Below are 23,116 nucleotides of genomic sequence, written 5' to 3' on the forward strand. Positions count from 1 at the left end.
AGATATGGGGTGTAATTTTGAGTCAAAAAAAGTCAAATGACCATGCAAAGAAACCTTGGGAAAGTACTTTTGAAGAAGAAAAAGACGAACAAGGCAACTTATCACGGACTGCAAGACGTCAAAATACCAAGAAAAATACGGCGTTAACGACGTCATTGCTGGTCGTGTTTATTATTATCATTATTGGTGTGGTAGGTCTTTATTTTTTATCGCAAAAAACGGCTAAGCAACATACAACGCACAGCGACAAGATCGAAGTTGTATCTTCATCAAAGAAAAAGAAGAAATCCTCATCCAAGAAGGATGACAAGAAAAAGGATGAAAAGAAAGCTAGCTCAGTCGTAAGTCAACCTGCACAGCAACAAAATAATAATCAACAGCAAACAAATGCTCAGCAAGGGAATAACAACCAAGCTCAAGCAAATCAAACCCAACAGAATAACACGAACCAGGGACAACAAAATCAGACTCAAGGTCAAGCCAATAACCAACAACAAGGTGGCGGCAATGGGTATGCAACAGTTGGTGCTGGTCAAGGAATTTACCGGGTAGCTGTTAATAACGGATTAACCGTTCAACAATTATTGCAATTGAATCCAGGACTTGCTGGAACAGAACTTAAGCCAGGACAACAAGTTCGGGTCAAATAATAAATTAATTCGAGGTCAGACGAAGGTCGCGACCTCAATTTTTTTGAAAGAAACATCAGGAGGTTTATTTAATGAAGAAAATTCAAGTAGCAATTGACGGACCGGCATCGGCAGGGAAAAGTACCGTTGCAAAGATCGTCGCTAAGAAATTACATTTTATTTACTGTGATACGGGGGCAATGTACCGTTCAGTAACCTTTGCGGCGTTAAAAAATCACGTTAAGCTGGATGATGACCAGGCATTAAAGGAATTGCTTAAAACAATTGAAATCCGGTTTGTTCCGGCTGAACCTGAACAACGGGTTTTTGTGAACGATGAAGAAGTTACCCAAGCAATTCGGACTCCTGAAATTACCAATAATGTTTCATTGGTATCCGCTCAACCAAGTGTGCGGGCTGAATTAACCAAGCGCCAACAAGAAATTGCGGAAGCTGGCGGAATCGTAATGGACGGTCGGGATATCGGAACAACGGTTTTGCCAAATGCTGAAGTGAAGATCTTCTTGGTTGCCAGTGTCCATGAACGGGCAGTGCGGCGGTTTAAGGAAAACCAAACAAAGGGGATTGACACGCCGCTTGATATTCTTGAAAAGGAAATTGAAGAACGGGATTACAAGGATTCACACCGTGAAATTTCACCATTGACCCAAGCAAAAGATGCGGTTTTGGTCGACACAACGTCACTGACCATTGGCCAAGTTGTTGATCAGATTTTAGAAATTATCAATCAAAAAACAAATTAATATTAAAATCATTAATAATACTGGAAATATTTATAAATATCAGTTAAAATACTATTTAGAGTTAGTCGTTAAGGAGGACATTGTCCATGAGTGAATCAGAAAACAAGGATTTATTAGAAGCTTTAAACAGCGTTAAGGAGGTAAATGTCGGCGACGTCGTTAAAGGCGAAGTTTTGGCATTTGATGAGAATAAGCAAGTTATCGTTGGTATTGAAGGAACAGGTGTCGAAGGTGTCGTTCCTGCCCGTGAATTAGGCGTTAAGGCAGACGAACTTGAAGACAAAGTAAGTGTCGGCGACATGTTAGACTTAGTTGTTATTTCTAAGATCGGTTCCGACAAAGAAGGCGGCAGCTTCTTATTGTCACAACGTCGTTTACAAGCTCGCAAAGTTTGGGATGATATCGAAAAGAAATTTGAAAATGGTGAAACAATTACAGCACCTGTAACGCAAGTTGTTAAGGGTGGTTTAGTTGTTGATGCCGGTGTTCGTGGATTTATCCCAGCTTCAATGATTTCAGACCGTTACGTTGAAGACTTGAACCAATACAAGGGTCAAGAACTCAAGTTACAAATCGTTGAAATCGAACCAAGCGAAAACCGTTTGATCTTATCACACAAGGAAGCAGCTAAAGAAGAACGCGAAGCTCAACGGAAAGAAGCAATGGACAAGTTAACTGTTGGTGAAACCGTTGAAGGTAAAGTTGCACGCTTAACAAACTTTGGTGCATTCATCGACCTTGGTGGCGTTGACGGTTTAGTTCACGTTTCAGAAATTTCATACGATCACGTAAACAAGCCATCAGATGTTTTGAAGGTTGGTCAAGATGTGAAGGTTAAGGTTCTTGATGTTGATGAAGAACACGGTCGGATTTCATTATCAATCAAGCAAACATTACCACAACCATGGGATGAAGTTGGCGAAAAGATTACTGAAGGCGACGTTCTTGACGGAACAGTTAAACGCTTAACAAGCTTTGGTGCATTCGTTGAAGTTATGCCTGGGGTTGAAGGTTTGGTTCACATTTCACAAATCTCACACAAGCACATTGCAACTCCAAACGAAGTCTTAGAACCAGGTCAAGAAGTTAAGGTTAAAGTTCTTAGCGTTGACCCAGCAGCTCACCGTTTGGCATTGTCAATCAAAGCTTTACAAGAAAAGTCAGCAGCTGAAAAGTCAGCTCCAAAGAAGAATAACAATAATGCTAAGAAAGTTGAAATCCCAGAAGAAGAAACTGGATTTACTTTAGGCGACATTATTGGTGACGAATTAAAAGACCAAAAATAATTTAATTTAAATTCTTAATTGATGGCCTAAAAGCATGACTTTTAGGTCATCTTTTGTTTTTTAATCTTTTTAGAATGGAGGGAATCAAATGGCAAATCCAGTAGTTGCAATTGTTGGCCGGCCAAATGTCGGTAAATCAACAATTTTTAACCGGGTCGCAGGTGAACGAATTTCAATCGTTGAAGATACCCCCGGGGTTACTCGTGATCGAATTTACACGCATTGTGAATGGCTTGGAAAGAAATTTAATATGATCGATACTGGTGGGATTGATATTGGTGATGAACCATTTATCACCCAGATTACCGAACAAGCTGAAATCGCGATCGATGAAGCTGATGTAATTATTTTTGTTGTAAGCGCGCGTGAAGGCGTAACGGATGCCGATGAAAAGGTTGCGAAGATTCTTTACAAGACTGATAAACCCGTCTTTTTAGCCGTTAATAAAGTTGATAATCCCGAAATGCGGAATGAAATTTATGATTTCTACTCATTAGGATTTGGTGATCCAATGCCAATTTCAGGAGTTCACGGAATTGGAATCGGTGACTTATTAGATAAGGTCATCAATGCCTTCCCTGAAAATGTCGATCAAGAAGAAGATCAGAGTATTAAGTTCAGCTTTATCGGCCGGCCAAATGTTGGGAAATCATCACTGGTAAACGCAATGCTTGGCGAAAACCGGGTGATTGTTTCAAATATCGAAGGAACAACCCGGGATGCAATCGATACGAAGTTCCAAACAGAAGACGGAACGGAATATACAATGATCGATACGGCCGGAATTCGGAAAAAAGGCAAAGTTTATGAAAATACCGAAAAGTATTCTGTTTTGCGGGCAATGCAAGCCATTGATCGTTCAGATGTAGTTTGTGTTGTGCTGAATGCCGAAGAAGGAATTCGTGAACAGGATAAACACGTTGCCGGGTATGCGCATGAAGCTGGTCGTGGCGTAATTATTGTCGTTAATAAGTGGGATACCTTGAAGAAGAATAGCCACTCAATGGCAGACTTTGAAAAGGCTATTCGGCAAGAATTCCAATACCTAAGTTACGCGCCAATCGTTTTTGTTTCAGCCAAGACGCATCAACGGCTGAATACGTTGCCGGCATTGATCAAGAAGGTTAATACCAACCATGAACGGCGGATTACATCATCTGTCTTGAATGAAGTGATCTTGGATGCGATTGCTCAAAATCCAACTCCAACTGACAATGGTAAGCGGTTGCGGATCTACTATGCAACCCAGGTTTCAGTTAAACCGCCGACATTTGTTGTCTTTGTCAATGACCCTGATTTGATGCACTTTTCATACGAACGATTCCTTGAAAATCAGATTCGGGCGTCATTTGACTTTACGGGAACCCCGGTTCATTTAATTATTCGGCGGCGTAAATAAATTAATAATTAAACGGTTACAAACATCCTAATTTTGCTTAATTTATATTGAAAAGCCTTGTTATATTAGGTTTTGTATGCTATCTTAATTATTGAGCAATGATTTGTTAGTCATTGTGTCAATCATTAATTTGATATTCAATAACAAGTTGTACAACTGTTATCTATTCGAGGAGGTGGAAACACATGGCAAACAAAGCACAATTAATCGAAAAAGTTGCTGAAAAGACAGGCTTAACAAAGAAGGACGCAACTACAGCAGTTGATGCAGTATTTGGTTCAATCCAAGACTTTTTAGCAAACGGTGAAAAAGTTCAATTAATCGGTTTTGGTAACTTCGAAGTACGTAACCGTGCTGCTCGGAAAGGCCGTAACCCACAAACAGGTGCAGAAATCCAAATTCCTGCAAGCAAGGTTCCAGCATTTAAGCCAGGTAAGGCTCTTAAGGATGCTGTTAAATAATCTTCCTGTAAATGAACTTTAAGGGTTGTGACGAATTGTTGTCACAGCCTTTTTATTTTGTTAAAGTATGTTTACGTTAATGATTTCAAAAGAAAGGCGAACAAATCTGAATGACATTTGCAGAAAAAACACTCGATTTAATTAGTAAAGGTCAAATTGATGAGGCACATAAAGAATTTGGATGGTCATTACGCAAAGATAGCGACGATATGGTGTACAGTCTTGCGGAAGAGTTATATTCGCTCGGGTTCACTAAGTGGGCGAAAAGGGCGTATGAAAAGCTGCTTGAACGCCATCCGGATGCTGATGAATTTCGGACATCATTAGCGGATATTGCGATTGGCGAAGGAAATGATGATGAAGCATTAAATTACCTTGCGCAAATCAAGCCGGATTCAGATGCTTACCTTGAAAGTCTTTTGGTTGCGGCTGATTTATATCAAACTCAAGGAATGTTTGATGTCAGCGAGCAAAAGCTTTTGCGGGCATATGAATTGGCGCCGAATGAACCAGTCATCCAGTTTGCATTAGCTGAATTGTATTTTGACATTAAAGAATACCAAAAGGCAATTCGGCTGTACCTCGGATTGATCAAACAGGGAATTACGGAGCTTTCACGGGTCAACCTGGTTCAACGGTTGGGAATTTCATATGCTGAAAGCGGAAAATTTGAACAGGCTTTAGGCTATCTGGAACAAATTCATGATGAAGACATGGATGACGATACGCGGTTTCAGCTGGCGTTCACGAAACTGAAACTTGGTCAGTATGACGAGGCAATCAAAGAGCTGAATGATCTCAAAGAAACCTCTTCGGATTATGCAACGCTTTATCCAGCCCTTGCCGAAGCATACGAACAGCAAGGAAAACTAAACGATGCCTTGATCACCTTACAAGAAGGAATGGGCGTTGATGAATTCAACTTGCAGTTGTACGTTAAAGCGGCAGAAATTGCCCAAAAGCTTGGGAAAGATGATCAATCTGAACGGTATTTAACAACGGCGTTACAACAAGATCCAGACAATCCAACCCTTGTTTCTTCGTTGAGCCGGTTGTTCGTTGCTCAACGCCGGCATGAAGAAAATATCAAGTTGTTGAATGATTATCTTCAAAATAATGAAGTTGATCCTTCGTTTTACTGGTTACGCGGGCAGTCGTATGCTGCATTGGAAGATTATGCGCATGCGATCGATGATTATCGTGCAGCACTGAAGGATCTTGGCGATTCAGATGACTTTTTACGCGACGCAGCGCAATTCTTCCGGATGGCCGGATTACGGGATCTGGCATTGGATTGTGTTAACCGTTACCTTGTCCATGAACCAAACGACGGAGAAATGGTTGAATTACAAGAAGAATTGATGGATTAAAAATAAGAAGGTGTGACAAAACACTAAAAACGAGCGTGGTGGAAGTAGCGAAACAAACGAATCGCGTAGCATAGATTCGGAGGTTTGCGTCCTTCCACGTAGCTCGTTTGTTTTGGCGGATATAGCAAAGCAAAGAGGTTGCGACCTTGTATCACAATCCTCGATAATAATTTAATGATTCGCGTGAAAGCCGCAAGTCATGCATCAACCGTTCATCTGAAAGATTTTGATGATGGTGAACGTAATTTAAAATTGCATTTTGATAAAGAACCGATGGCTTTAATGGAAGATCAACTTTGGGTTGGTCTTTTTTTAATATTTTGTGTAATCCGGCAAGACTAAGGGTCGGATTTGCAAGGTTGATTCGCTCTTTAAGGAAAATGGCTTGTGAATGCTGAAGGTTAACCGCAGCTTCATGTTCTTTCGCAAAGTGTTTCAAAAATTCCGTTTCAAACGGTTGCCAGTCAATATCTGGAAGCAACTGATAAAAATCAGGCTGGATGAACTCAGCAGTTGTGAAGTAGTGGGCCGTTAAAAGCAACGTCATTCGGGTGTAATATGCCAGCTGGTCGTTTGCAAGATAATCGGAAAGTTTCTTTGTCCAATTGATGGCTTCCCTTGCAGGCGACGTTGATTTGCTTTTCTTCATGCCCTTCATGCCAATCGTTGGGAGGGTCGTTGCTAATCCGTTTTGAAAAAGAAAAATAAAATAACTGTTTAAATGGGTCAGGATTTTATTATAAGTTGAATTTTTAATTTGGCGTTGGATCTGAAGCCAACTAAGATATTCCTTGATCTCAAGTTCAGTGATTTGATTTAGATCGGCCGTTGATTGGTATGTCGGATTATTTTCGCGCAGATAATTGAACAGGCGTTGAACATCTTCAGTTAAATCTTTGATCGTTGAATCGGCAAGGAAACGATCATTTTTCAAATAATTGATAAAGCGTTCCTTATATGGGAAATCCATCGTTTTGTCTCCTCAAGTATAAATTGTTATTTTAACTACGAAAAGTATAACAAAAAAAAGGAAGGTGCAATCAATATCACATCTTCCTTAGTTTAATTAATTGATCTTGTCATACGTGAAACCTTCACCGACAACTTCATTGACGTCAAGAATCGAAACAAAGGCGCGCTTGTCATATTTCGTAATGATCCGCTTGACTTCAGTAACTTCGCTTTGACTAACAACGCAGTAAAGGGCTTTGCCTTCTTTTTTCGAGTATGCTCCTTGCGTTTGCAAATACGTAACTCCGCGATCCATCGTCTTCATGATTTCACTTGAAATCTCATCTGGATGTTGGGTCATAATGATAATTCCGCGAGCTGAGTATCCGCCGTCTTGAATAAAGTTAACGACCCGTGAGAAAACAAATGAACAAACCAGGGTGTACATCATGCGACGAAGATCAATGTAAGTCAATGATGCAACTAAAACGCAGACATCAAGGGCAAACAATGATTGGCCCATGGGTGCGCCTTTTTTCTTTTCAAAGATTCGGGCAATGATATCCGTTCCGCCAGTTGTCCCATTGAACCGGTAAACCAGTCCTAAGCCGAATCCGCCGATGATTCCGGCAAGAATTGCTGCAATAAATAAGTCGTGATGAACGTTTAACGAAACAGGGAGCAGTTGCCACAGCCAGATCCAAAATGAAAGGGCTAAGGTACCATAAATTGTATAAATCAAAGACCGTTTTCCCAAGTAACGGTAACCGATGATCAAAAGCGGAATGTTGATCAAAATGGTTGAAAACGCCGGGTTAACCCCAACCAAGAACTTTAATAACAAGGTAATTCCGGCAATTCCGCCTTCCGCCAACCGGTCTGCAATGTTGACCGTTACAAATCCAAACGCATAAAGCGCGGTTCCAACCGTAATCATTAAAAAGTCGATCAACCGAACTCGTTGATTTTTATTTTGTGTCAATCTCTTTCCTCCTTCTAAAAAACATCGCTATTTAAAGGGTATCAGAAATCAAGGAACGATGCTACTAATGCGGGTTAAGATTTATTAAAAGCAATCATTTATTGAAAATATTATTTAATAGTCACAGTCTAATTGATTTGGTAAAATGAAAATTAGAAATTACGATGAGAGATGATAACTGTGAAAATTACTAAGTTTCCAAACGAATTTGTAAATGCCATTCCAGTTTTAAAGACGATCGAAAAGGCCGGATTCGAAGCTTATTTTGTTGGCGGGTGTGTTCGGGATACGCTCCTCGGGATTCCGCTTCACGACGTTGACATCACAAGCAGTGCTTATCCGGCAGAAATCAAGGAGATTTTCAACCGGACAGTTGATACCGGAATTGAACACGGAACGGTCATGGTTCTTGATCATGGGGAAGGCTATGAAGTAACAACTTTCCGGACTGAATCAACGTATCAAGACTTTCGGCGGCCGGATCATGTAACTTTTGTTCGTTCATTAGACGAGGACTTAAAACGGCGTGATTTGACGATCAATGCATTGGCAATGGATGCCGATGGAAATGTCGTTGATCTTTTTCATGGCCTTGATGATTTGAAGAATAAAATTATTCGGGCGGTTGGTAATCCGCATGAACGGTATCATGAGGATGCATTACGGATGATGCGTAGTATTCGTTTTATGAGTCAGTTAGACTTTAACCTTGAAAGCGAAACTGAAAAGGCAATTGAAGATAATGCTCATTTGCTGGAGAAAATCGCGATTGAACGAATTCACGTTGAATGGATCAAGACGTTGCTTGGGCAACGGCCGCAACTTGGAATTCAAAAATTTATTTCAACGGGACTGTATCAGTATTGCCCAGACTTTGCCAACTTTAAGGATGGGTTAACGGCCATGAGCAAGCTTGATCAGTTGCACCTGGATTCAGAGATTGAATGTTGGATCTTAATGGGGCATATGTTTGGCTTGAAACCGCAAAAGACCGCAAAATTGATGCGGGATTGGAAATCATCAAACGATTTGATCAACCAGGTCGAATTAGCTCAAACAGCGCTTGAAAATCAAGCCGGTTTGGATGATCCGCACGTTTTATTTGAAACGGGAAAGGATTTAACGTTGGCAGCCAACCATATTCTTAACCTTTTGAATCAGTCAACGGTTACGGATGAAGAAATCAAGACCGCATATGAAAAGTTGCCAATTAAAAGCAGCGCGGATATCGCCGTTGATGGCTCAGCCTTGATCAAGGAACTTGGGATGAAACCGGGACCGCAATTTGGCAAAGCCTTAACGGCGCTTAAGGATCAAATTTTAGATGGCAAATTAGCAAACGACCATGACCAGCTATTGACGTTTGTTCGTGAGAATTTTATGTAGAAAGTGTGAGTTGAATGCAGACTTTAAGGGTTGAACATTTAACGAAAACGTACGGCGAAAAGGCCTTGTTTAAGGACGCCAATTTTATTATCAATGAACATGACCGAATCGGTTTGATTGGCACAAATGGTTCGGGGAAAACAACGTTGTTAAACGCAATTGCCGGAATCGATCCAGCAGATAGCGGCGAACTTGTTATGCCGAATGATTATCGAATCGGATATTTAAAGCAGACCCCGGATCTGGATGAAACTAAAACGATCATGGATGCAGTTTTTGACGGGGCTGCTCCCGTTTTTCAAACGATTCGGCAGTATGAAGATGCGGTGGCTAAATATGCTGAACATCCTGAAGATGAAAAGTTACAACGCCGGTACGACCAAGCCGAAAAAAAGATGAATCAGGAAGACGCGTGGAATGCGGATAGTGAAGTTAAAACGATTTTGACCCAGCTTCAGATCAAAGATTTAAATCAAAAAATCGGGACGTTATCAGGGGGCCAAAAGAAACGGGTCGGTTTGGCTCAAGTTTTGATTCAAGCACCGGATCTTTTGATTCTTGATGAACCGACAAACCATTTGGATTTTGATTCGATCAGCTGGCTTGAAAAATATCTCGCTTCGTATAAAGGGGCTCTTTTAGTCGTTACACACGACCGGTATTTCCTTGATCAAGTAGCCACCCAGATCATGGAACTTTCATTTGGAACGTTGTATGCATATGAAGGCAACTATGAAGATTATGTCCGCCAAAAAGCTGAACGCGTTGAACGCGAACTTGTTCAGGAACATAAAACGCAGCAGTTATATAAAAAAGAATTAGCCTGGATGCGAACGGGAGCCAAGGCCCGGACGACTAAGCAACAAGCGCGGATCAATCATTTCAATGAATTGCAAAAATCAGTTGATCATAAGGTTCAGGTCGATCAAGATGTTCAGATCAATTTAGGATCAAAACGTCTCGGAAAGAAAGTCCTTGAATTAAAGGATGCATCGGCTAAGTTAGGATCGCATCAGATCATTAAAGACTTTAATATGATGATCAACGCGGGTGACCGGATTGGAATCACGGGCTTAAATGGGGCTGGCAAGTCGAGTTTATTAAATATCCTTGCCAATAAAATTCCGTTGGATCATGGTGAACTGATTACTGGCGAAACCGTTCGGATTGCATACTATCAACAGCAAACTGAACCAATTCCGGATGATAAACGGATGATCAATTATTTGAATGAGGTTGGACAAAGCGTTGTTAATAAGGACGGTGAACGGATCAGTACGACGCAATTGTTGGAACAATTCCTTTTCCCACGGTTTATGCATGGAACACTGATTCGCAAATTATCTGGTGGCGAAAAACGCCGGTTGTATTTATTGAAACTTTTAATGCAGCAACCGAATGTTTTACTATTGGACGAACCCACGAATGACCTAGATATTGGAACGCTGACCGTCTTGGAAGATTACCTTGATAATTTTGATGGAACGGTAATTACGGTTTCACACGACCGGTATTTCCTTGATAAGGTTGCTGATCAGCTTTATATTTTTGAAGGCAATGCCAAGATCGATCGGTATTCAGGAAAATTCACTGATTATTTGGCAAACGTTCAGTCTTCATCAAAGAAGAAGGCGGTTAAAGCTTCAAAGAAAAATGATGAGGCTCATCCGAAAGCGGATGCACCGAAGGAAAAGACCAAGTTAACGTATGCTGAACGGCTTGAGTATGAAAAACTTGAGAAGGAAATTAATGCGCTTGATGAAAAGCGTTCCGAACTTCAACGCGAGATGGAAAATACACCGGGAACGGATTATACTAAACTTGGCGATTTACAACGCGAAATTGATGAACTTGATGAAAAATCAATGGCAAAAATGGAACGTTGGGAAGAACTGGCACAATACATTGATTAGAGCAAAGGGGAATGAAGAATGACAGAAATTGTTGAAGAACCATATTTACAACTGATTCGTGATATTTTAAATCATGGTCATATGAAAGATGACCGGACTGGAACCGGAACGAAAAGTCTTTTTGGTTACCAAATGCGGTTTGATTTGAGTAAAGGCTTTCCGTTGCTGACAACGAAAAAAGTTGCCTTCAACCGGATCAAAAGCGAATTACTCTGGTTTTTAAGAGGAGATACGAATATTCGTTTCCTTCTGCAACACAAAAATCATATTTGGGATGAATGGGCATTTAAAAAATGGGTTGAAAGTGACGAATATCAAGGCCCAGATATGACTGATTTTGGATTGCGTTCACAATCGGATGCAGAATTCAAAAAGGTCTATCGCGAAGTCAAAAAAGATTTCTGTCAACGAATTCTCGATGACGATGAATTTGCTGCTAAATATGGAAATTTGGGTAATGTTTATGGTGCTCAATGGCGGCACTGGCAAACTCGCCGCGGCGGCACGATCGATCAAATTAAGAATGTAATTGAACAGATCAAAACGAATCCTAATTCACGGCGGTTGATCGTAACGGCATGGAATCCGGAAGATGTTCCATCAAGTGCGCTTCCTCCATGCCACACTTTGTTCCAATTTTACGTGGTTGATGGCAAATTAAGTTGCCAGTTGTATCAACGAAGCGGTGACACATTTTTGGGAGTGCCATTTAACATTGCAAGTTATGCATTATTGACGCATTTGATTGCGCGGGAAACCGGCCTTGAAGTTGGCGACTTTGTTCATACGCTAGGTGATGCTCACATTTATCGGAATCACTTTGACCAGGTTAAGGAACAAATCAGCCGGACACCGCACAAGGCCCCAACATTGTGGTTGAATCCTGAAAAGAAACATATTGAAGATTTTGAAATGGACGACATTAAGGTCCTTGATTATCATCCAGAACCGGCAATTAAAGCTCCGGTTGCTGTTTAAGGAGATTGGCCATGTTAGCATATATTTGGGCAGAAGATCTAACCGGTGGAATCGGTGTTGATGGTCATCTTCCGTGGCATTTAAAAGCCGATTTGAAGCGGTTTAAGGAAAAAACAATGAACCATCCAATGATCATGGGACGAAGGACGTTTGAAAGCCTACCGGGAATTTTACCTGGGAGAAAGCATATCGTGCTGACACATTCCAACCTGGATACTTCTGATCCTAACGTGAAGGTCGTGCATTCCAAAGAAGAACTGGATGAATGGCTTGCAGCTCAAGATCAGAATCAATTGAACGTGATTATTGGCGGGGCAACGTTGTTTAAACTATATCGTGATCAGGTCGATATTTTATATCAAACGATTGTAAAGGAAAATTTTCAAACGGATACTCAAATGCCAGCGATTAATTATGCCGATTTTGAAAAAATTGAAGATCAGCGGTTTGATGATTCAAATTTAAAATATGAGTTTATAACGTATAGGCGAAAATAAATGTAGTATACATTTTATTGACATTTCAGCTTTAAAAGGTAATATCAAACAGATAAAGTCCGATGATAAATGTATATTGCAATTAATTGAAAGAGTGATTTTGTGCGGATCAACGGAAAGAAAATAATTCGGTATATTCTTGGAGTATGTTGTTTAGCTTTCTTGATTGGCGGAGGATTTTTTCTTGCTTCGCGTTCAGGCCATTTAAAAAATGAAGTGTCTGTGTCGAAATCGGCTGTACGTCATAAGACTCATTCTCAGAAAATCAGTCTTGTCGGGTTAGGCGATTCGTTAACGTTTGGTCAGCAAGATCCGACGAATCGGGGCGGATACGTTTACTTGATCAAGCAGAAGTTGCAGCAAAATTATGATGTGAGGGTAACGACTCATAATTATGGGAAAACCGGAGATCGGACGGATCAAATTCAAGCGCGGTTAGAAAATGATCCTGCAATGCAAAAACAAGTTAGTGAGGCAGATGTCATTACGATGACATTTGGCGGAAATGATTTGATGCAAATTTTGCAAAATAACTTTCAACTTTTGTTTGCGAATAAACTCTCATCGATCATGCCTCAACGGGAAAAGCAGTATCAACAAAAGGTTGAATCCTTAATGCAGACTGTTCGGCATTATAATCCAGCGGCTCCAATTTTTGTGATCAGTGTCTATAATCCGTTTTATGTTTACTTTCCAACGGTGACCGCTCTTCAAAAATATACTGACCAGTGGGTGGAATTAACTAAAAAAACGGTAACTGCCCAACCGGGAGTTTACTTTGTAAACGTCAATCAGCGTTTATCGCAGGGACAGTATTTAGGCAAAAATCAAACGGAACTGAAGAAACAAAGTAAAATGAATCTTGAAAATCTGTCTAGTCAAGAAGTTGAGCAAACGTTAAATGATCATCACGAAAAGAATGAATATCTTTCACCGAATGATCATTTTCACCCCGATCTAAAAGGATATCAGTATATGACTGATCAGCTGTATAAAGTGATGATGGCTCATCGAACAACATGGCTGAATTCAGAAACAACAAAGAGGTAAATAAATGAAAAGAACGGATCAAACGTCATCCAAGCGTGAATTTAACCCGTGGAAATGGGCATTTACAATTTTACTTGTTGCCGTGCTGAGTTTTGTAGTTTTTATCACGTTAAAGGTCACGGTTCCAAGTACCCAACAGGAAAATGAAACGCAAGTTGTTAAGGTCGCTTCCAAAGACTATTCCAAGGTGAACGTGACGATGAATGAACAAAACTTTAGCGCAGCGATTAACTATCTGCTTCGGAATGTTGAAAAGGGAAGCGGCATCAAGTATCGTTTTATTTTGAATAAATCAGCCGTTTTAATGGGAACGACAAGTGTTTTAGGAAAGAAAATCACTTTTTCTGTGTATGCCAAGCCAAGTTTAGATTCAAACGGAAATATTAAGTTAAAGATTAAGTCTGTTGGAGTTGGGTCTTTGAATGCACCGCCAGCATTTGTTTTAAATTATATCAAGAAGAACTATGATTTGAAGGGAATTGTGGCAATCAACTCAGCCCAAAAGGTAATCACGCTTCGACTTGATAAACTTACAGCAAAGGACGGATTACGAATTAAAGCGAATAAAATGAATCTTGATAATAATCAAATCGATTTTTCAGTTTTAATTCCAAACAAGTAGGAGGAAATTATGCGACGGCAAAGTTTTTACCGGTATTTAATGTCTTTGCGTGATCCGAATAAGCATGATGAGGTCACGCAGTTTGCCAATGATGCGTTTTACGACCAAGGATTTCCGAAACAAGCGGATGATTACCATGAAGTGTCGGATTATTTAGAAATGAACGCATCTTACTTGCCCTCGATGAGCATTTTTGATCAGGTTTGGCAAGGATATACAGATAAAATGGATAATTAAGGAGAATGATATGACAGTAATTCAATGGTATCCCGGACACATGGCGAAAGCGGTCCGGCAAGTAAAGGAAAACTTGAAACTCGTTGACATCGTGCTTGAACTCGTTGATGCACGGTTACCGGAATCGTCTCGTAATCCGCAACTCGAAGAAATTTTACAAAATAAATTAACGATTCGGGTCTTAACGAAGGCGGATCTAGCTGATCCTAAGTTAAACCGTGAATGGGTCAAATATTATGAAGACCACGGCCAGCCCGCGGTTGCAATTAACAGTAATCAAGGATCTTTGAAAATTATTGAAAAGAAGATCAAAGAAGTCATGGCGGATAAACTGGCCCGGCGGCAAGAAAAAGGCATTATTAATCAACGGGTTAAAGTGATGTGCATTGGAATTCCAAACGTTGGAAAGTCAACATTGCTTAACCACCTTGTTAAAAAGAACATTGCCCAAACAGGAAATAAACCTGGGGTAACCAAGTCTCAACAATGGTTGAAAGCCGGCAAGACGTTACAGTTGCTTGATACCCCTGGGATTCTGTGGCCGAAATTTGAAGATCCATTGGTCGGCAAAAAGCTGGCTTTGACCGGAGCAATCAAGGATACGCTATATGCTAAAGATGACGTTGCGTTGTACGCATTGGAATATTTTGTTGAAAATCATCCTTCAGAATTAATGGATCGTTACCATCTAACCGAAGATGAAATTCATGATACAACCGTTAATTTGTTGCTGAATTTAACCAAAAAAATGGGCTTTAAGGAAGATTATGACCGGGCAAGCGAACGGTTGATCTTTGAAATTCGAAAGAGTAAACTCGGACGATATACACTTGACTCTTTGCCGGGTGAAAATCAGGAAGATTCAAATGAAAATTAGTGAAATCAAAGCCCAACTAAATGAAAATCCAACTGAAAGTTTCATTAATGAATTGCAAGATGATCCGCGCAAAGGAGTTCAACAGGCCCTTCAAAGTTATTTTCGCCGGAAGAAACGTGAACGTGAAAAGGAAGCTGCATTTGAGCACCGGCTGCAGTATGAACGGTCATTTTGGAATCAGGGAATTGATTTGATCGCTGGCATTGATGAGGTCGGTCGCGGTCCATTAGCTGGACCTGTCGTTTCAGCTGCGGTAATTTTACCGCACGACTTTCATGTGATTGACGTGAACGATTCAAAACAACTTTCTGAAAAGAAACGTGAGGAATTGTATCAGCTGATTCTTGAACAAGCAGTCGCTGTTGGAATTGGGATTGCTGATGCTGCTGAAATTGATGAGTTGAATATTTATCAAGCAACGCGAAAAGCAATGTTGCAGGCGGTTCAAAATCTTCAAGTTATTCCGCAACAGTTGATCATTGATGCGATGGCGATCGACACTTCGATTCCACAGTTGAAGTTGATCAAGGGCGATGCTAAATCGGCGTCAGTTTCGGCTGCCAGTATCGTTGCAAAGGAATTTCGTGATCACTTAATGCAATTTTATGACCGGATTTATCCGGGCTATGATTTTGCACATAATGTTGGTTATGGGACAGCCAATCATCTTGATGGATTGAGAAATTTCGGAATCACTCCGATTCATCGCAAGTCATTTGAACCTGTAAGTAAATTTAAATAAAATCAGACTCCTTTTGCGTAACTATTAATAGGTGGGCGCGAAAGGAGTTTTTTTATGTCATTTGAAGAATTTATTTTACGGGTGCGGGCGTGTATTGGAATCGGATTGGCAACTGAATTTAAAATTTACCAATTTATTAAGCAAAATAAGCGGGTTCCGAATTTAAATGATTTGATTCAAATTATGGACGGAAAATATGCAATTGCAAGTGATGTGTATATGCGGATCTTTTCAAAAGAAACTACAGATCTTTTGCAGCGAACATTAGCATTTTCAAAATATATTACGATTTTTGATCAGGCTTATCCGGAAAAGCTGCGGGAAATTTATCATCCGCCGCTCGTTTTGTTTTATCGCGGAAACCTTGAGTTGCTCCAAGGAAAAGCGTTAGCAGTCGTTGGCGCTCGCCAGCACAGTTCATACTCGCACGAAGTGTTGCAAGGGCTGATCCCCCCGGTCGTTCAGAATAAAATTATAACGATCAGCGGACTAGCTCAAGGAGTCGATAGCTTATGCCACCGGCTAACGATCAATTCTGGCGGGTATACGGTGGGTGTGATTGGAACCGGGATGAATCGGGTTTATCCGCGATGTAATCAGGAGCTTCAGTATGAAATGATGCAAAATCATTTAGTAATTTCTGAATACGTTTATGATGAAGAACCGCGAGCATGGCATTTCCCTGAGCGGAACCGAATCATTGCAGGCCTATGCGATTCATTGATGGTTACGGAAGCTAAGGAACGCAGCGGCAGTTTGATTACGGCAAATCTTGCGCTGCAAGAGAACCGTAATGTTTTGGCAATTCCAGGAAAAATCAACGCGGGACTTTCACGCGGATGCAACCTTTTGATTCGTGAAGGAGCCAAACCGGTTTTAGAAAGCCAAGACATTCTCGAAGAATTTTTAATACAATAACTTGACAAGGTTTATTCGTTTGTCCTAACATGTATACCGATTTTAGAGAATGTTAAGGAGTGGTTGGATGCCTGCAGCCAAAACGAAAACAACAGGTCGAAAAACGAAAAAGAAAACCACGAGAAAAGTTAAAAAGAATTTAGTGATTGTGGAATCACCATCAAAGGCTAAAACGATTCAAAAGTATTTAGGATCACGGTATAAGGTAATGGCAAGTTTAGGTCATATTCGTGATTTACCTAAAAGTAAAATGGGAATCGACATTGAAAATGATTATGAACCACACTATATTTCAATTCGTGGTAAAGGCGACGTTATTAAAGAACTTCGCAAAGAAGCAAAGAAAGCAAACCATGTGTACCTTGCATCTGACCCGGACCGTGAAGGGGAAGCAATCGCATGGCATCTTTCATACTTGTTAGGACTTGACCCGCATGATAAAAACCGGGTCGTATTTAATGAAATTACTAAGGATACGGTCAAGAATGCATTTAAAACTCCGCGATCAATCGATATGAACTTGGTTGATGCCCAACAAGCACGGCGGGTTCTTGACCGGTTAGTTGGATATTCAATTTCCCCGATTTTATGGGCCAAGATCAAAAAGGGGCTATCGGCTGGTCGGGTGCAATCGATTGCCTTAAATTTGATCATTAAGCGGGAAGAAGAAATTAAAAAATTCGTTCCGGAAGAATACTGGACAATTGATGGTCAATTCCAAAAGGGACGTTCAAAGTTTAATGCCGATTTTTATGGTAAGAACGGCAAAAAGGTTAAACCGAAAAATAATGATGAAGTGCAAGCAATTTTAGCTGATCTTGATTCGAAAAAGCCATTTACGGTTGCAAACGTTGAAAAGAAAGAACGGCGGCGGCAACCGCCATTGCCGTTTACGACGTCAACGATGCAACAGGTTGCAAACAACTCCTTGAAGTTTAGAACTTCGAAGACGATGATGGTTGCACAACAACTATATGAAGGAATCAATATTGGACGCGGTGGGGCTGTCGGATTGATCACTTACATGCGGACGGATTCAACCCGAATTTCAGCCGTTGCCAAGCACGAGGCTTCGAAGTTTATTCATGATGAATATGGGGCAGAATACGCAGCTCTTAAACCACGGGTCGGTAAGTTACCTGAAGGGGCCCAGGATGCCCACGAAGCAATCCGGCCGTCTTCTGTAATGCGCACTCCAGCATCCCTCAAAAAGTATTTGACTCCGGATCAAATGAAACTTTATTCATTGATTTGGTCACGATTTGTTGCAAGTCAAATGACTCCGGCAGTTTATGATACTGCTCGGATTGACCTTGAACAAAATGGAATTACTTACCGAGCAAACGGGTCGCAAATGAAGTTCCCAGGATTTACAAAAGTTTATCAGGATGCTTCCAAGAAGGATAACAAGTTGCCTGATTTGGCAGTTGGTGAAGAGGTTAAAATGGTTAAGAATCAACCAAACCAACACTTCACGCTGCCACCTGCACGGTATACTGAAGCAGCTTTAATCAAGACATTGGAAAGCAACGGTGTTGGACGGCCATCAACGTATGCGCCAACCTTAAATACCATTCAAAAACGGTACTACGTAAAACTAGTTGCGCGGAAGTTCGAACCGACCGAATTAGGTGAAATTGTAAATCAAATGATCAAGGAATGCTTCCCTGATATTTTGAATATCGATTTCACGGCTGATCTGGAAGACCAACTGGACGAAATTGAAGAAGGAAAACGTCAATGGGTCAAGGTGGTTGATGAATTTTACAAGCCATTTGAAAAGGAACTTAATAGCGCTTCTGCCAAAATCGAAAAGGTTCGTATCAAAGATGAACCAGCCGGGTTTAACTGTGAAATTTGCGGTGCACCAATGGTTGTTAAGATGGGGCGGTATGGTAAGTTTTACGCTTGCAGTCGTTTTCCGGAATGTCGAAATACAAAAGCCATTACAAAGGAAATTGGAGTTAAATGTCCGAAATGCAAGCAAGGCGAGATTCTTGAACGGAAATCGAAGAAGAATCGGATTTTTTATGGATGTTCCCGGTACCCCGATTGTGATTTCGTTTCATGGGATATGCCGGTTGGACGTAATTGTCCGAAAGATGGACACTATTTGGTATACAAAAAGAGTCGCAAGGGTCGGCAAGTTGTATGTCCAAACGGTGATTATGAAGAACCAATTGAAAAATAGATCTCAGAGAGGCTGCGACGGATGTCGGAGTCTCTTTTTGCTGAAAAAATACTTAAATCGCTTTTTTGAAGTGAATTTGTTAAAATACTGGTATCAGTGGTGATTGATTTATTCTTGACTAAATTTGACCATTGGTTAACAATGAACATTATAAATAAATTTATGAACTGAAAATTAATGAAGAATAAGGAGGAGTTACGATGACAACAATTTGTGCCGTAAAGCATAATGGAAAGACCGCAATTGCGGGTGACGGTCAAGTAACACTTGGTGAAAAGGTAATTGCAAAGGGGCAAGCACGGAAAGTTCGGCGAATCTATGATAATAAGGTTGCCGTTGGGTTTGCCGGTGGGGTTGCCGATGCAATCAATCTTGAAGAACGGTTTGAAAAGAAATTAAATGAATTTAATGATTTGAAACGGGCAGCAGTCGAACTTGCTCAAGAATGGCGGTCAGATCAAACCCTTCAAAAACTTGAAGCAATGCTGATCGTAAGTGACAAGGATAACTTATTGATCGTTTCTGGGGGCGGCGAAGTCATTGAACCGGATGATGATGTGCTTGCAATTGGTTCTGGTGGTAATTTTGCTCAAGCAGCGGCAATTGCAATGACAAAGTATTCACCAGAGATGTCAGCGGCTGAAATTGCGCATGCTGCCCTTGATATCGCAGCGGATATCGATATCTTTACGAACCACAACGTAATCGTTGAAGAACCAGAAGAATAGAGGAATTGAAATGCAAACAAGCGAAAAAACTCCAAGTCAAATTGTGAGTGAACTTGATAAGTATATTATTGGGCAAAAGCAAGCGAAAAAAGCAGTTGCAGTTGCTTTACGAAATCGTTACCGTCGAATGCAATTAAACGATGAAATGCAAGAAGAAATCAAGCCCAAGAACCTGCTAATGATCGGGCCAACAGGGGTTGGGAAAACAGAAATTGCGCGGCGGCTTGCTAAAATTGTCAATGCACCGTTTGTTAAAGTTGAAGCAACGAAATTTACGGAAGTCGGGTATGTCGGCCGCGATGTTGAATCAATGGTCCGGGATCTTATTGAAGTTTCATACAAGATGGAACAGGATGAAATGTATGCCCGGGTTCGCAGTCAAGCAGTGCAAAAGGCAAATGAACGATTAGCAAAAATTATCGTTCCAGCACAACGAAAAGAAAAGCGGCAAAATCAACAAGCCGATTTCATGAAAATGATGCAAGATTTGCAACAGGGCAAGTTACCAAATTTTGAAGATCCTAATAAGGAAGAGCCGGTTGATGCTGAAACGCAAAGTAAACGGATGAGCGTTAAGGATCAACTTCAACGCGGTTTGTTAGAAAATCAAGAAGTTACGATTGAAATGGACGATCCGCGGCAACAGTTCAATAATGAATCAGGCATGCTTGGACAAATGGGAATTGACCTGAATGATCTTGGTTCAATGATGCCCAAGAAGCGGGTAAAACGGACATTACCTGTTAAGGAAGCCCGTGAAGTCTTCATCCGTGAAGAATCTGAAAAGTTGGTTGATTCAGCTGATATTGGAGCTGCAGCCATTAAGCGGGCTGAAAATTCAGGGATTATTTTCATTGATGAAATTGATAAAATTGCATCAACGGGCAAGCAAAATAGCGGTGAAGTTTCACGTGAAGGGGTCCAACGGGACATCTTACCGATCGTTGAAGGTTCACAAATTAAAACGAAATACGGAATTGTCAAAACCGATCACATTTTGTTTATTGGTTCAGGAGCATTTGCAGAAAGCAAACCAAGTGATTTGATTGCTGAACTTCAAGGACGGTTCCCAATTCGGGTCGAACTTGACGAATTGAAGAAGGAAGACTTCGTGAAGATTTTGACGGAACCGAAGAACGCTTTAATCAAACAATACATTGCGTTGATTGGAACGGATAACATTTCGGTAACGTTCACGATCGAAGCAATTGAAAAGATTGCTGAAATTGCATACCGGGTCAACCATGAAAATGAAAATATTGGTGCGCGGCGGTTGCATACAATTTTGGAAAAACTGCTTGAAGATTTGCTTTATGAAGGCCCAGATATGCAAATGGGTGAAATTACGATTACCGAATCATATGTTGAAGACAAGATTGGATCAATTGCAGCTGATAAAGATTTGTCACGTTACATTTTGTAATTGAAGCGGAGGCTTAAAAATGGCAATTACGATCGAAAATCAAAAGATGGTAGCAACCATCAATGAACATGGAGCAGAATTAGTCAGTTTAATCAATAAAACAAACGGAAAAGAATATATGTGGAGTGGCGACGCAAAGTATTGGGGACGACACGCTCCGGTTCTTTTTCCAACGGTTGGACGATTAAAGGATGACACTTATACGGTTGATGGTCAGGAATATCATATGAACCAGCACGGATTTGCACGCGATATGGACTTTGATGTTTTAAAGGTTGAAGCCGATCAAGTGGTTCTTGAATTGCATTCATCTGATCAAACGAAAAAGTTATATCCGTATGATTTCATTTTAAGATTAGCATTTAAGTTAACGGATAATGGAGTTCAAGTTGGCTATGAAGTTGAAAACCCGGCGGATGAAGAAATGTGGTTTGGAATCGGCGGACATCCGGCTTTTAAAGTTCCAATGGATGGTGATCACTTTTACGATGACTATGTTGTTAAGCTTGAACCGCAAACTGCTCGGAACATCATTCCGTTGAACGGACCGTATGCTGATATTGATCATTTGAAAGAAGAACGGACATCTGAAATTGAAGTGAGTCATGAACGTTTCAAAGATGATGCGGTAATTTTAGATCTTGGCGAGGAGCCAACAACGATTACGTTGACCGATAACGATCAGCGGCATGGAGTTCAATTAAAGACGGCGGATGCAAAGTATATTGGTGTATGGTCATGCTATCCGCAAGAAGGGCAGTATGTCTGTCTTGAACCTTGGTGGAGTATTGCTGATACGGTTGATTCAGATCAGGATTTTAAGCATAAATTTGCTAACAATCATTTAGCAGCGCATCGAACATTCAAAACTGAATATGAGATTGATGTCTTTTAAAGACAGTAAAAGCGGTTGTGTTATTTAGCACAACCGCTTTTTATGTAATATTTATTTTATTTTTTCTTTTCTTTGCGTTGACGCAACCAATATCCAAGGCCAAATGGAACCATATTTTCCGTTCCATTTTTAATTCGTTCGATATTTTTCCAGTGACGAATGAAAACAAAAATCGTTAGGACAACTGCCACGCCGATCAAGACCGGATCGCCAAAGAAAAATGAAACGATGGTAATGATCGTAAAGCCAACCATACTTGCCATACTAACCATACTTGTAAGTAAAATTGTAATTAAGAAAATCGTCCATGCTAAAAGGAAAAACTTCCAATTATAAACTAACAGGGCTCCCGCACTGGTTGCAACGGCTTTTCCACCTTTGAAACCGGCAAAGATTGGGAAAACGTGGCCGATGATTGCTGAAAGAGCAATCAGCATTGGATTGGCACTTGAATGAAAGAAGTACGGCAACAATGCTGCAAGGGTCCCCTTTAATGAATCCATTAATAAAACAACGATCCCGGCTTTTTTGCCTAAAACCCGAAAGGTATTGGTTGTGCCCATGTTTCCGCTGCCGTAATCACGGACATCTTTACCATAGAAAATCTTACCGATCAACACTCCCGAGGGAATTGAACCTAAAAGGTATCCAATTACGAGCATTACAGGAATTTTCCAGCTCATTCGGTAACCTCCTTTTAAGAATATCAAACTCGATTTTAACACTTTCCAACACTTCCGGCAATTATGTTGAAAACAATTAGCTTAATAAAAAATGAACAATTTGAATTTGAATCATCATCCCGGAACGGCAGCGA

General features: G+C 40.6%; 23 protein-coding genes. 20 read left to right on the forward strand and 3 right to left on the reverse strand.

What is annotated here, in order from left to right; genetic code table 11:
* The first annotated feature begins 17 nt into the window (after positions 1 to 17).
* The 6 genes from Q3C15_RS00120 (at position 18) to Q3C15_RS00145 (ending at position 5,909) form a co-directional block, all read left to right on the forward strand.
* Positions 18 to 650 (forward strand): LysM domain-containing protein, encoded by a 633-nt coding sequence (locus tag Q3C15_RS00120; RefSeq protein ID WP_302703413.1) that lies wholly within the window; start codon positions 18 to 20, stop codon positions 648 to 650.
* A 71-nt stretch (positions 651 to 721) separates the two neighbouring features.
* A complete protein-coding gene (gene cmk / locus Q3C15_RS00125; protein WP_302703414.1) occupies positions 722 to 1,393 on the forward strand; it encodes a (d)CMP kinase in 672 nt (223 codons plus the stop codon).
* Positions 1,394 to 1,479: 86 nt separating this feature from the next.
* Positions 1,480 to 2,679: a 30S ribosomal protein S1 gene (rpsA, locus tag Q3C15_RS00130; RefSeq protein WP_302703415.1), complete on the forward strand. Its 1,200-nt coding sequence runs from the start codon at positions 1,480 to 1,482 to the stop codon at positions 2,677 to 2,679.
* Between the two features lie 88 nt (positions 2,680 to 2,767).
* Positions 2,768 to 4,078, forward strand: coding sequence for a ribosome biogenesis GTPase Der (der, locus tag Q3C15_RS00135; RefSeq protein WP_302703416.1), 1,311 nt, complete (start codon positions 2,768 to 2,770; stop codon positions 4,076 to 4,078).
* 185 nt (positions 4,079 to 4,263) lie between these two features.
* Entirely contained in the window at positions 4,264 to 4,539 is a 276-nt protein-coding gene (locus Q3C15_RS00140; protein WP_057827404.1) for an HU family DNA-binding protein, read from the forward strand.
* 110 nt (positions 4,540 to 4,649) lie between these two features.
* Positions 4,650 to 5,909, forward strand: a complete 1,260-nt coding sequence (locus Q3C15_RS00145) for a lipopolysaccharide assembly protein LapB (RefSeq protein ID WP_064212968.1) — start codon at positions 4,650 to 4,652, stop codon at positions 5,907 to 5,909.
* Positions 5,910 to 6,060: 151 nt separating this feature from the next.
* Here Q3C15_RS00145 and Q3C15_RS00150 read toward each other — a convergent pair whose 3' ends face one another.
* Both Q3C15_RS00150 and Q3C15_RS00155 read right to left on the reverse strand, forming a co-directional pair.
* On the reverse strand, positions 6,061 to 6,879 hold the full coding sequence (locus tag Q3C15_RS00150) for a site-specific integrase (RefSeq protein WP_283601743.1): 819 nt from the start codon (positions 6,877 to 6,879) through the stop codon (positions 6,061 to 6,063).
* A 96-nt stretch (positions 6,880 to 6,975) separates the two neighbouring features.
* Positions 6,976 to 7,797 carry a YitT family protein gene (locus Q3C15_RS00155; RefSeq protein WP_057827543.1) on the reverse strand — a complete coding sequence of 274 codons (822 nt, stop codon included), beginning with the start codon at positions 7,795 to 7,797 and terminating at the stop codon, positions 6,976 to 6,978.
* A 225-nt stretch (positions 7,798 to 8,022) separates the two neighbouring features.
* Here Q3C15_RS00155 and Q3C15_RS00160 point away from each other — a divergent pair, with 225 nt between their 5' ends.
* The 14 genes from Q3C15_RS00160 to Q3C15_RS00225 all read left to right on the forward strand — a co-directional run bounded on the left by Q3C15_RS00160 (position 8,023) and on the right by Q3C15_RS00225 (position 22,299).
* Positions 8,023 to 9,228, forward strand: a complete 1,206-nt coding sequence (locus Q3C15_RS00160) for a CCA tRNA nucleotidyltransferase (RefSeq protein WP_302703417.1) — start codon at positions 8,023 to 8,025, stop codon at positions 9,226 to 9,228.
* Between the two features lie 14 nt (positions 9,229 to 9,242).
* Entirely contained in the window at positions 9,243 to 11,141 is a 1,899-nt protein-coding gene (locus Q3C15_RS00165; RefSeq protein ID WP_302703418.1) for an ABC-F family ATP-binding cassette domain-containing protein, read from the forward strand.
* A gap of 18 nt (positions 11,142 to 11,159) precedes the next feature.
* Complete coding sequence (locus Q3C15_RS00170; protein WP_302703419.1) at positions 11,160 to 12,119, forward strand: thymidylate synthase; 960 nt, start codon at positions 11,160 to 11,162, stop codon at positions 12,117 to 12,119.
* A gap of 11 nt (positions 12,120 to 12,130) precedes the next feature.
* Complete coding sequence (locus tag Q3C15_RS00175; protein WP_302703420.1) at positions 12,131 to 12,616, forward strand: dihydrofolate reductase; 486 nt, start codon at positions 12,131 to 12,133, stop codon at positions 12,614 to 12,616.
* A 102-nt stretch (positions 12,617 to 12,718) separates the two neighbouring features.
* Positions 12,719 to 13,666, forward strand: a complete 948-nt coding sequence (locus tag Q3C15_RS00180) for a GDSL-type esterase/lipase family protein (protein ID WP_302703421.1) — start codon at positions 12,719 to 12,721, stop codon at positions 13,664 to 13,666.
* 4 nt (positions 13,667 to 13,670) lie between these two features.
* Positions 13,671 to 14,288: a YpmS family protein gene (locus Q3C15_RS00185; RefSeq protein WP_302703422.1), complete on the forward strand. Its 618-nt coding sequence runs from the start codon at positions 13,671 to 13,673 to the stop codon at positions 14,286 to 14,288.
* Between the two features lie 6 nt (positions 14,289 to 14,294).
* Positions 14,295 to 14,525: a YozE family protein gene (locus Q3C15_RS00190; RefSeq protein WP_186806288.1), complete on the forward strand. Its 231-nt coding sequence runs from the start codon at positions 14,295 to 14,297 to the stop codon at positions 14,523 to 14,525.
* Between the two features lie 10 nt (positions 14,526 to 14,535).
* Complete coding sequence (gene ylqF / locus Q3C15_RS00195; protein WP_057827414.1) at positions 14,536 to 15,402, forward strand: ribosome biogenesis GTPase YlqF; 867 nt, start codon at positions 14,536 to 14,538, stop codon at positions 15,400 to 15,402.
* Positions 15,392 to 16,144 (forward strand): ribonuclease HII, encoded by a 753-nt coding sequence (locus Q3C15_RS00200; RefSeq protein WP_302703423.1) that lies wholly within the window; start codon positions 15,392 to 15,394, stop codon positions 16,142 to 16,144. Before ylqF ends, Q3C15_RS00200 begins: the two co-directional genes overlap by 11 nt.
* Positions 16,145 to 16,198: 54 nt before the next feature.
* On the forward strand, positions 16,199 to 17,062 hold the full coding sequence (dprA, locus tag Q3C15_RS00205) for a DNA-processing protein DprA (RefSeq protein WP_302703424.1): 864 nt from the start codon (positions 16,199 to 16,201) through the stop codon (positions 17,060 to 17,062).
* A 67-nt stretch (positions 17,063 to 17,129) separates the two neighbouring features.
* Positions 17,130 to 19,253 (forward strand): type I DNA topoisomerase, encoded by a 2,124-nt coding sequence (gene topA, locus Q3C15_RS00210; RefSeq protein ID WP_204779143.1) that lies wholly within the window; start codon positions 17,130 to 17,132, stop codon positions 19,251 to 19,253.
* A gap of 200 nt (positions 19,254 to 19,453) precedes the next feature.
* A complete protein-coding gene (gene hslV, locus Q3C15_RS00215) occupies positions 19,454 to 19,981 on the forward strand; it encodes an HslVU peptidase proteolytic subunit (protein ID WP_057827418.1) in 528 nt (175 codons plus the stop codon).
* A 10-nt stretch (positions 19,982 to 19,991) separates the two neighbouring features.
* Entirely contained in the window at positions 19,992 to 21,404 is a 1,413-nt protein-coding gene (hslU, locus tag Q3C15_RS00220; RefSeq protein ID WP_302703425.1) for an ATP-dependent protease ATPase subunit HslU, read from the forward strand.
* Positions 21,405 to 21,423: 19 nt separating this feature from the next.
* Complete coding sequence (locus tag Q3C15_RS00225) at positions 21,424 to 22,299, forward strand: aldose 1-epimerase family protein (protein WP_302703426.1); 876 nt, start codon at positions 21,424 to 21,426, stop codon at positions 22,297 to 22,299.
* 56 nt (positions 22,300 to 22,355) lie between these two features.
* Here Q3C15_RS00225 and plsY read toward each other — a convergent pair whose 3' ends face one another.
* On the reverse strand, positions 22,356 to 22,982 hold the full coding sequence (gene plsY / locus Q3C15_RS00230; protein WP_204779141.1) for a glycerol-3-phosphate 1-O-acyltransferase PlsY: 627 nt from the start codon (positions 22,980 to 22,982) through the stop codon (positions 22,356 to 22,358).
* Between the last annotated feature and the right edge of the window lie 134 nt (positions 22,983 to 23,116).

The sequence above is a fragment of the Ligilactobacillus sp. 110_WCHN genome, assembly GCF_030518115.1.
In the GTDB taxonomy this organism is placed as follows: Bacteria; Bacillota; Bacilli; order Lactobacillales; family Lactobacillaceae; genus Ligilactobacillus; species Ligilactobacillus aviarius_C.

Bases quoted from the DNA above. Each gene is read 5' to 3' on its own strand.
- rpsA (WP_302703415.1), top strand. From the start codon at position 1,480: ATGAGTGAATCAGAAAACAAGGATTTATTAGAAGCTTTAAACAGCGTT.
- Q3C15_RS00175 (WP_302703420.1), top strand. From the start codon at position 12,131: ATGTTAGCATATATTTGGGCAGAAGATCTAACCGGTGGAATCGGTGTT.
- plsY (WP_204779141.1), bottom strand. From the start codon at position 22,982: ATGAGCTGGAAAATTCCTGTAATGCTCGTAATTGGATACCTTTTAGGT.
- Q3C15_RS00200 (WP_302703423.1), top strand. From the start codon at position 15,392: ATGAAAATTAGTGAAATCAAAGCCCAACTAAATGAAAATCCAACTGAA.
- ylqF (WP_057827414.1), top strand. From the start codon at position 14,536: ATGACAGTAATTCAATGGTATCCCGGACACATGGCGAAAGCGGTCCGG.
- Q3C15_RS00170 (WP_302703419.1), top strand. From the start codon at position 11,160: ATGACAGAAATTGTTGAAGAACCATATTTACAACTGATTCGTGATATT.
- hslV (WP_057827418.1), top strand. From the start codon at position 19,454: ATGACAACAATTTGTGCCGTAAAGCATAATGGAAAGACCGCAATTGCG.
- Q3C15_RS00185 (WP_302703422.1), top strand. From the start codon at position 13,671: ATGAAAAGAACGGATCAAACGTCATCCAAGCGTGAATTTAACCCGTGG.
- Q3C15_RS00165 (WP_302703418.1), top strand. From the start codon at position 9,243: ATGCAGACTTTAAGGGTTGAACATTTAACGAAAACGTACGGCGAAAAG.
- cmk (WP_302703414.1), top strand. From the start codon at position 722: ATGAAGAAAATTCAAGTAGCAATTGACGGACCGGCATCGGCAGGGAAA.
- Q3C15_RS00150 (WP_283601743.1), bottom strand. From the start codon at position 6,879: ATGGATTTCCCATATAAGGAACGCTTTATCAATTATTTGAAAAATGAT.
- hslU (WP_302703425.1), top strand. From the start codon at position 19,992: ATGCAAACAAGCGAAAAAACTCCAAGTCAAATTGTGAGTGAACTTGAT.
- Q3C15_RS00225 (WP_302703426.1), top strand. From the start codon at position 21,424: ATGGCAATTACGATCGAAAATCAAAAGATGGTAGCAACCATCAATGAA.
- Q3C15_RS00155 (WP_057827543.1), bottom strand. From the start codon at position 7,797: ATGATTACGGTTGGAACCGCGCTTTATGCGTTTGGATTTGTAACGGTC.
- Q3C15_RS00140 (WP_057827404.1), top strand. From the start codon at position 4,264: ATGGCAAACAAAGCACAATTAATCGAAAAAGTTGCTGAAAAGACAGGC.
- topA (WP_204779143.1), top strand. From the start codon at position 17,130: ATGCCTGCAGCCAAAACGAAAACAACAGGTCGAAAAACGAAAAAGAAA.
- dprA (WP_302703424.1), top strand. From the start codon at position 16,199: ATGTCATTTGAAGAATTTATTTTACGGGTGCGGGCGTGTATTGGAATC.
- der (WP_302703416.1), top strand. From the start codon at position 2,768: ATGGCAAATCCAGTAGTTGCAATTGTTGGCCGGCCAAATGTCGGTAAA.
- Q3C15_RS00145 (WP_064212968.1), top strand. From the start codon at position 4,650: ATGACATTTGCAGAAAAAACACTCGATTTAATTAGTAAAGGTCAAATT.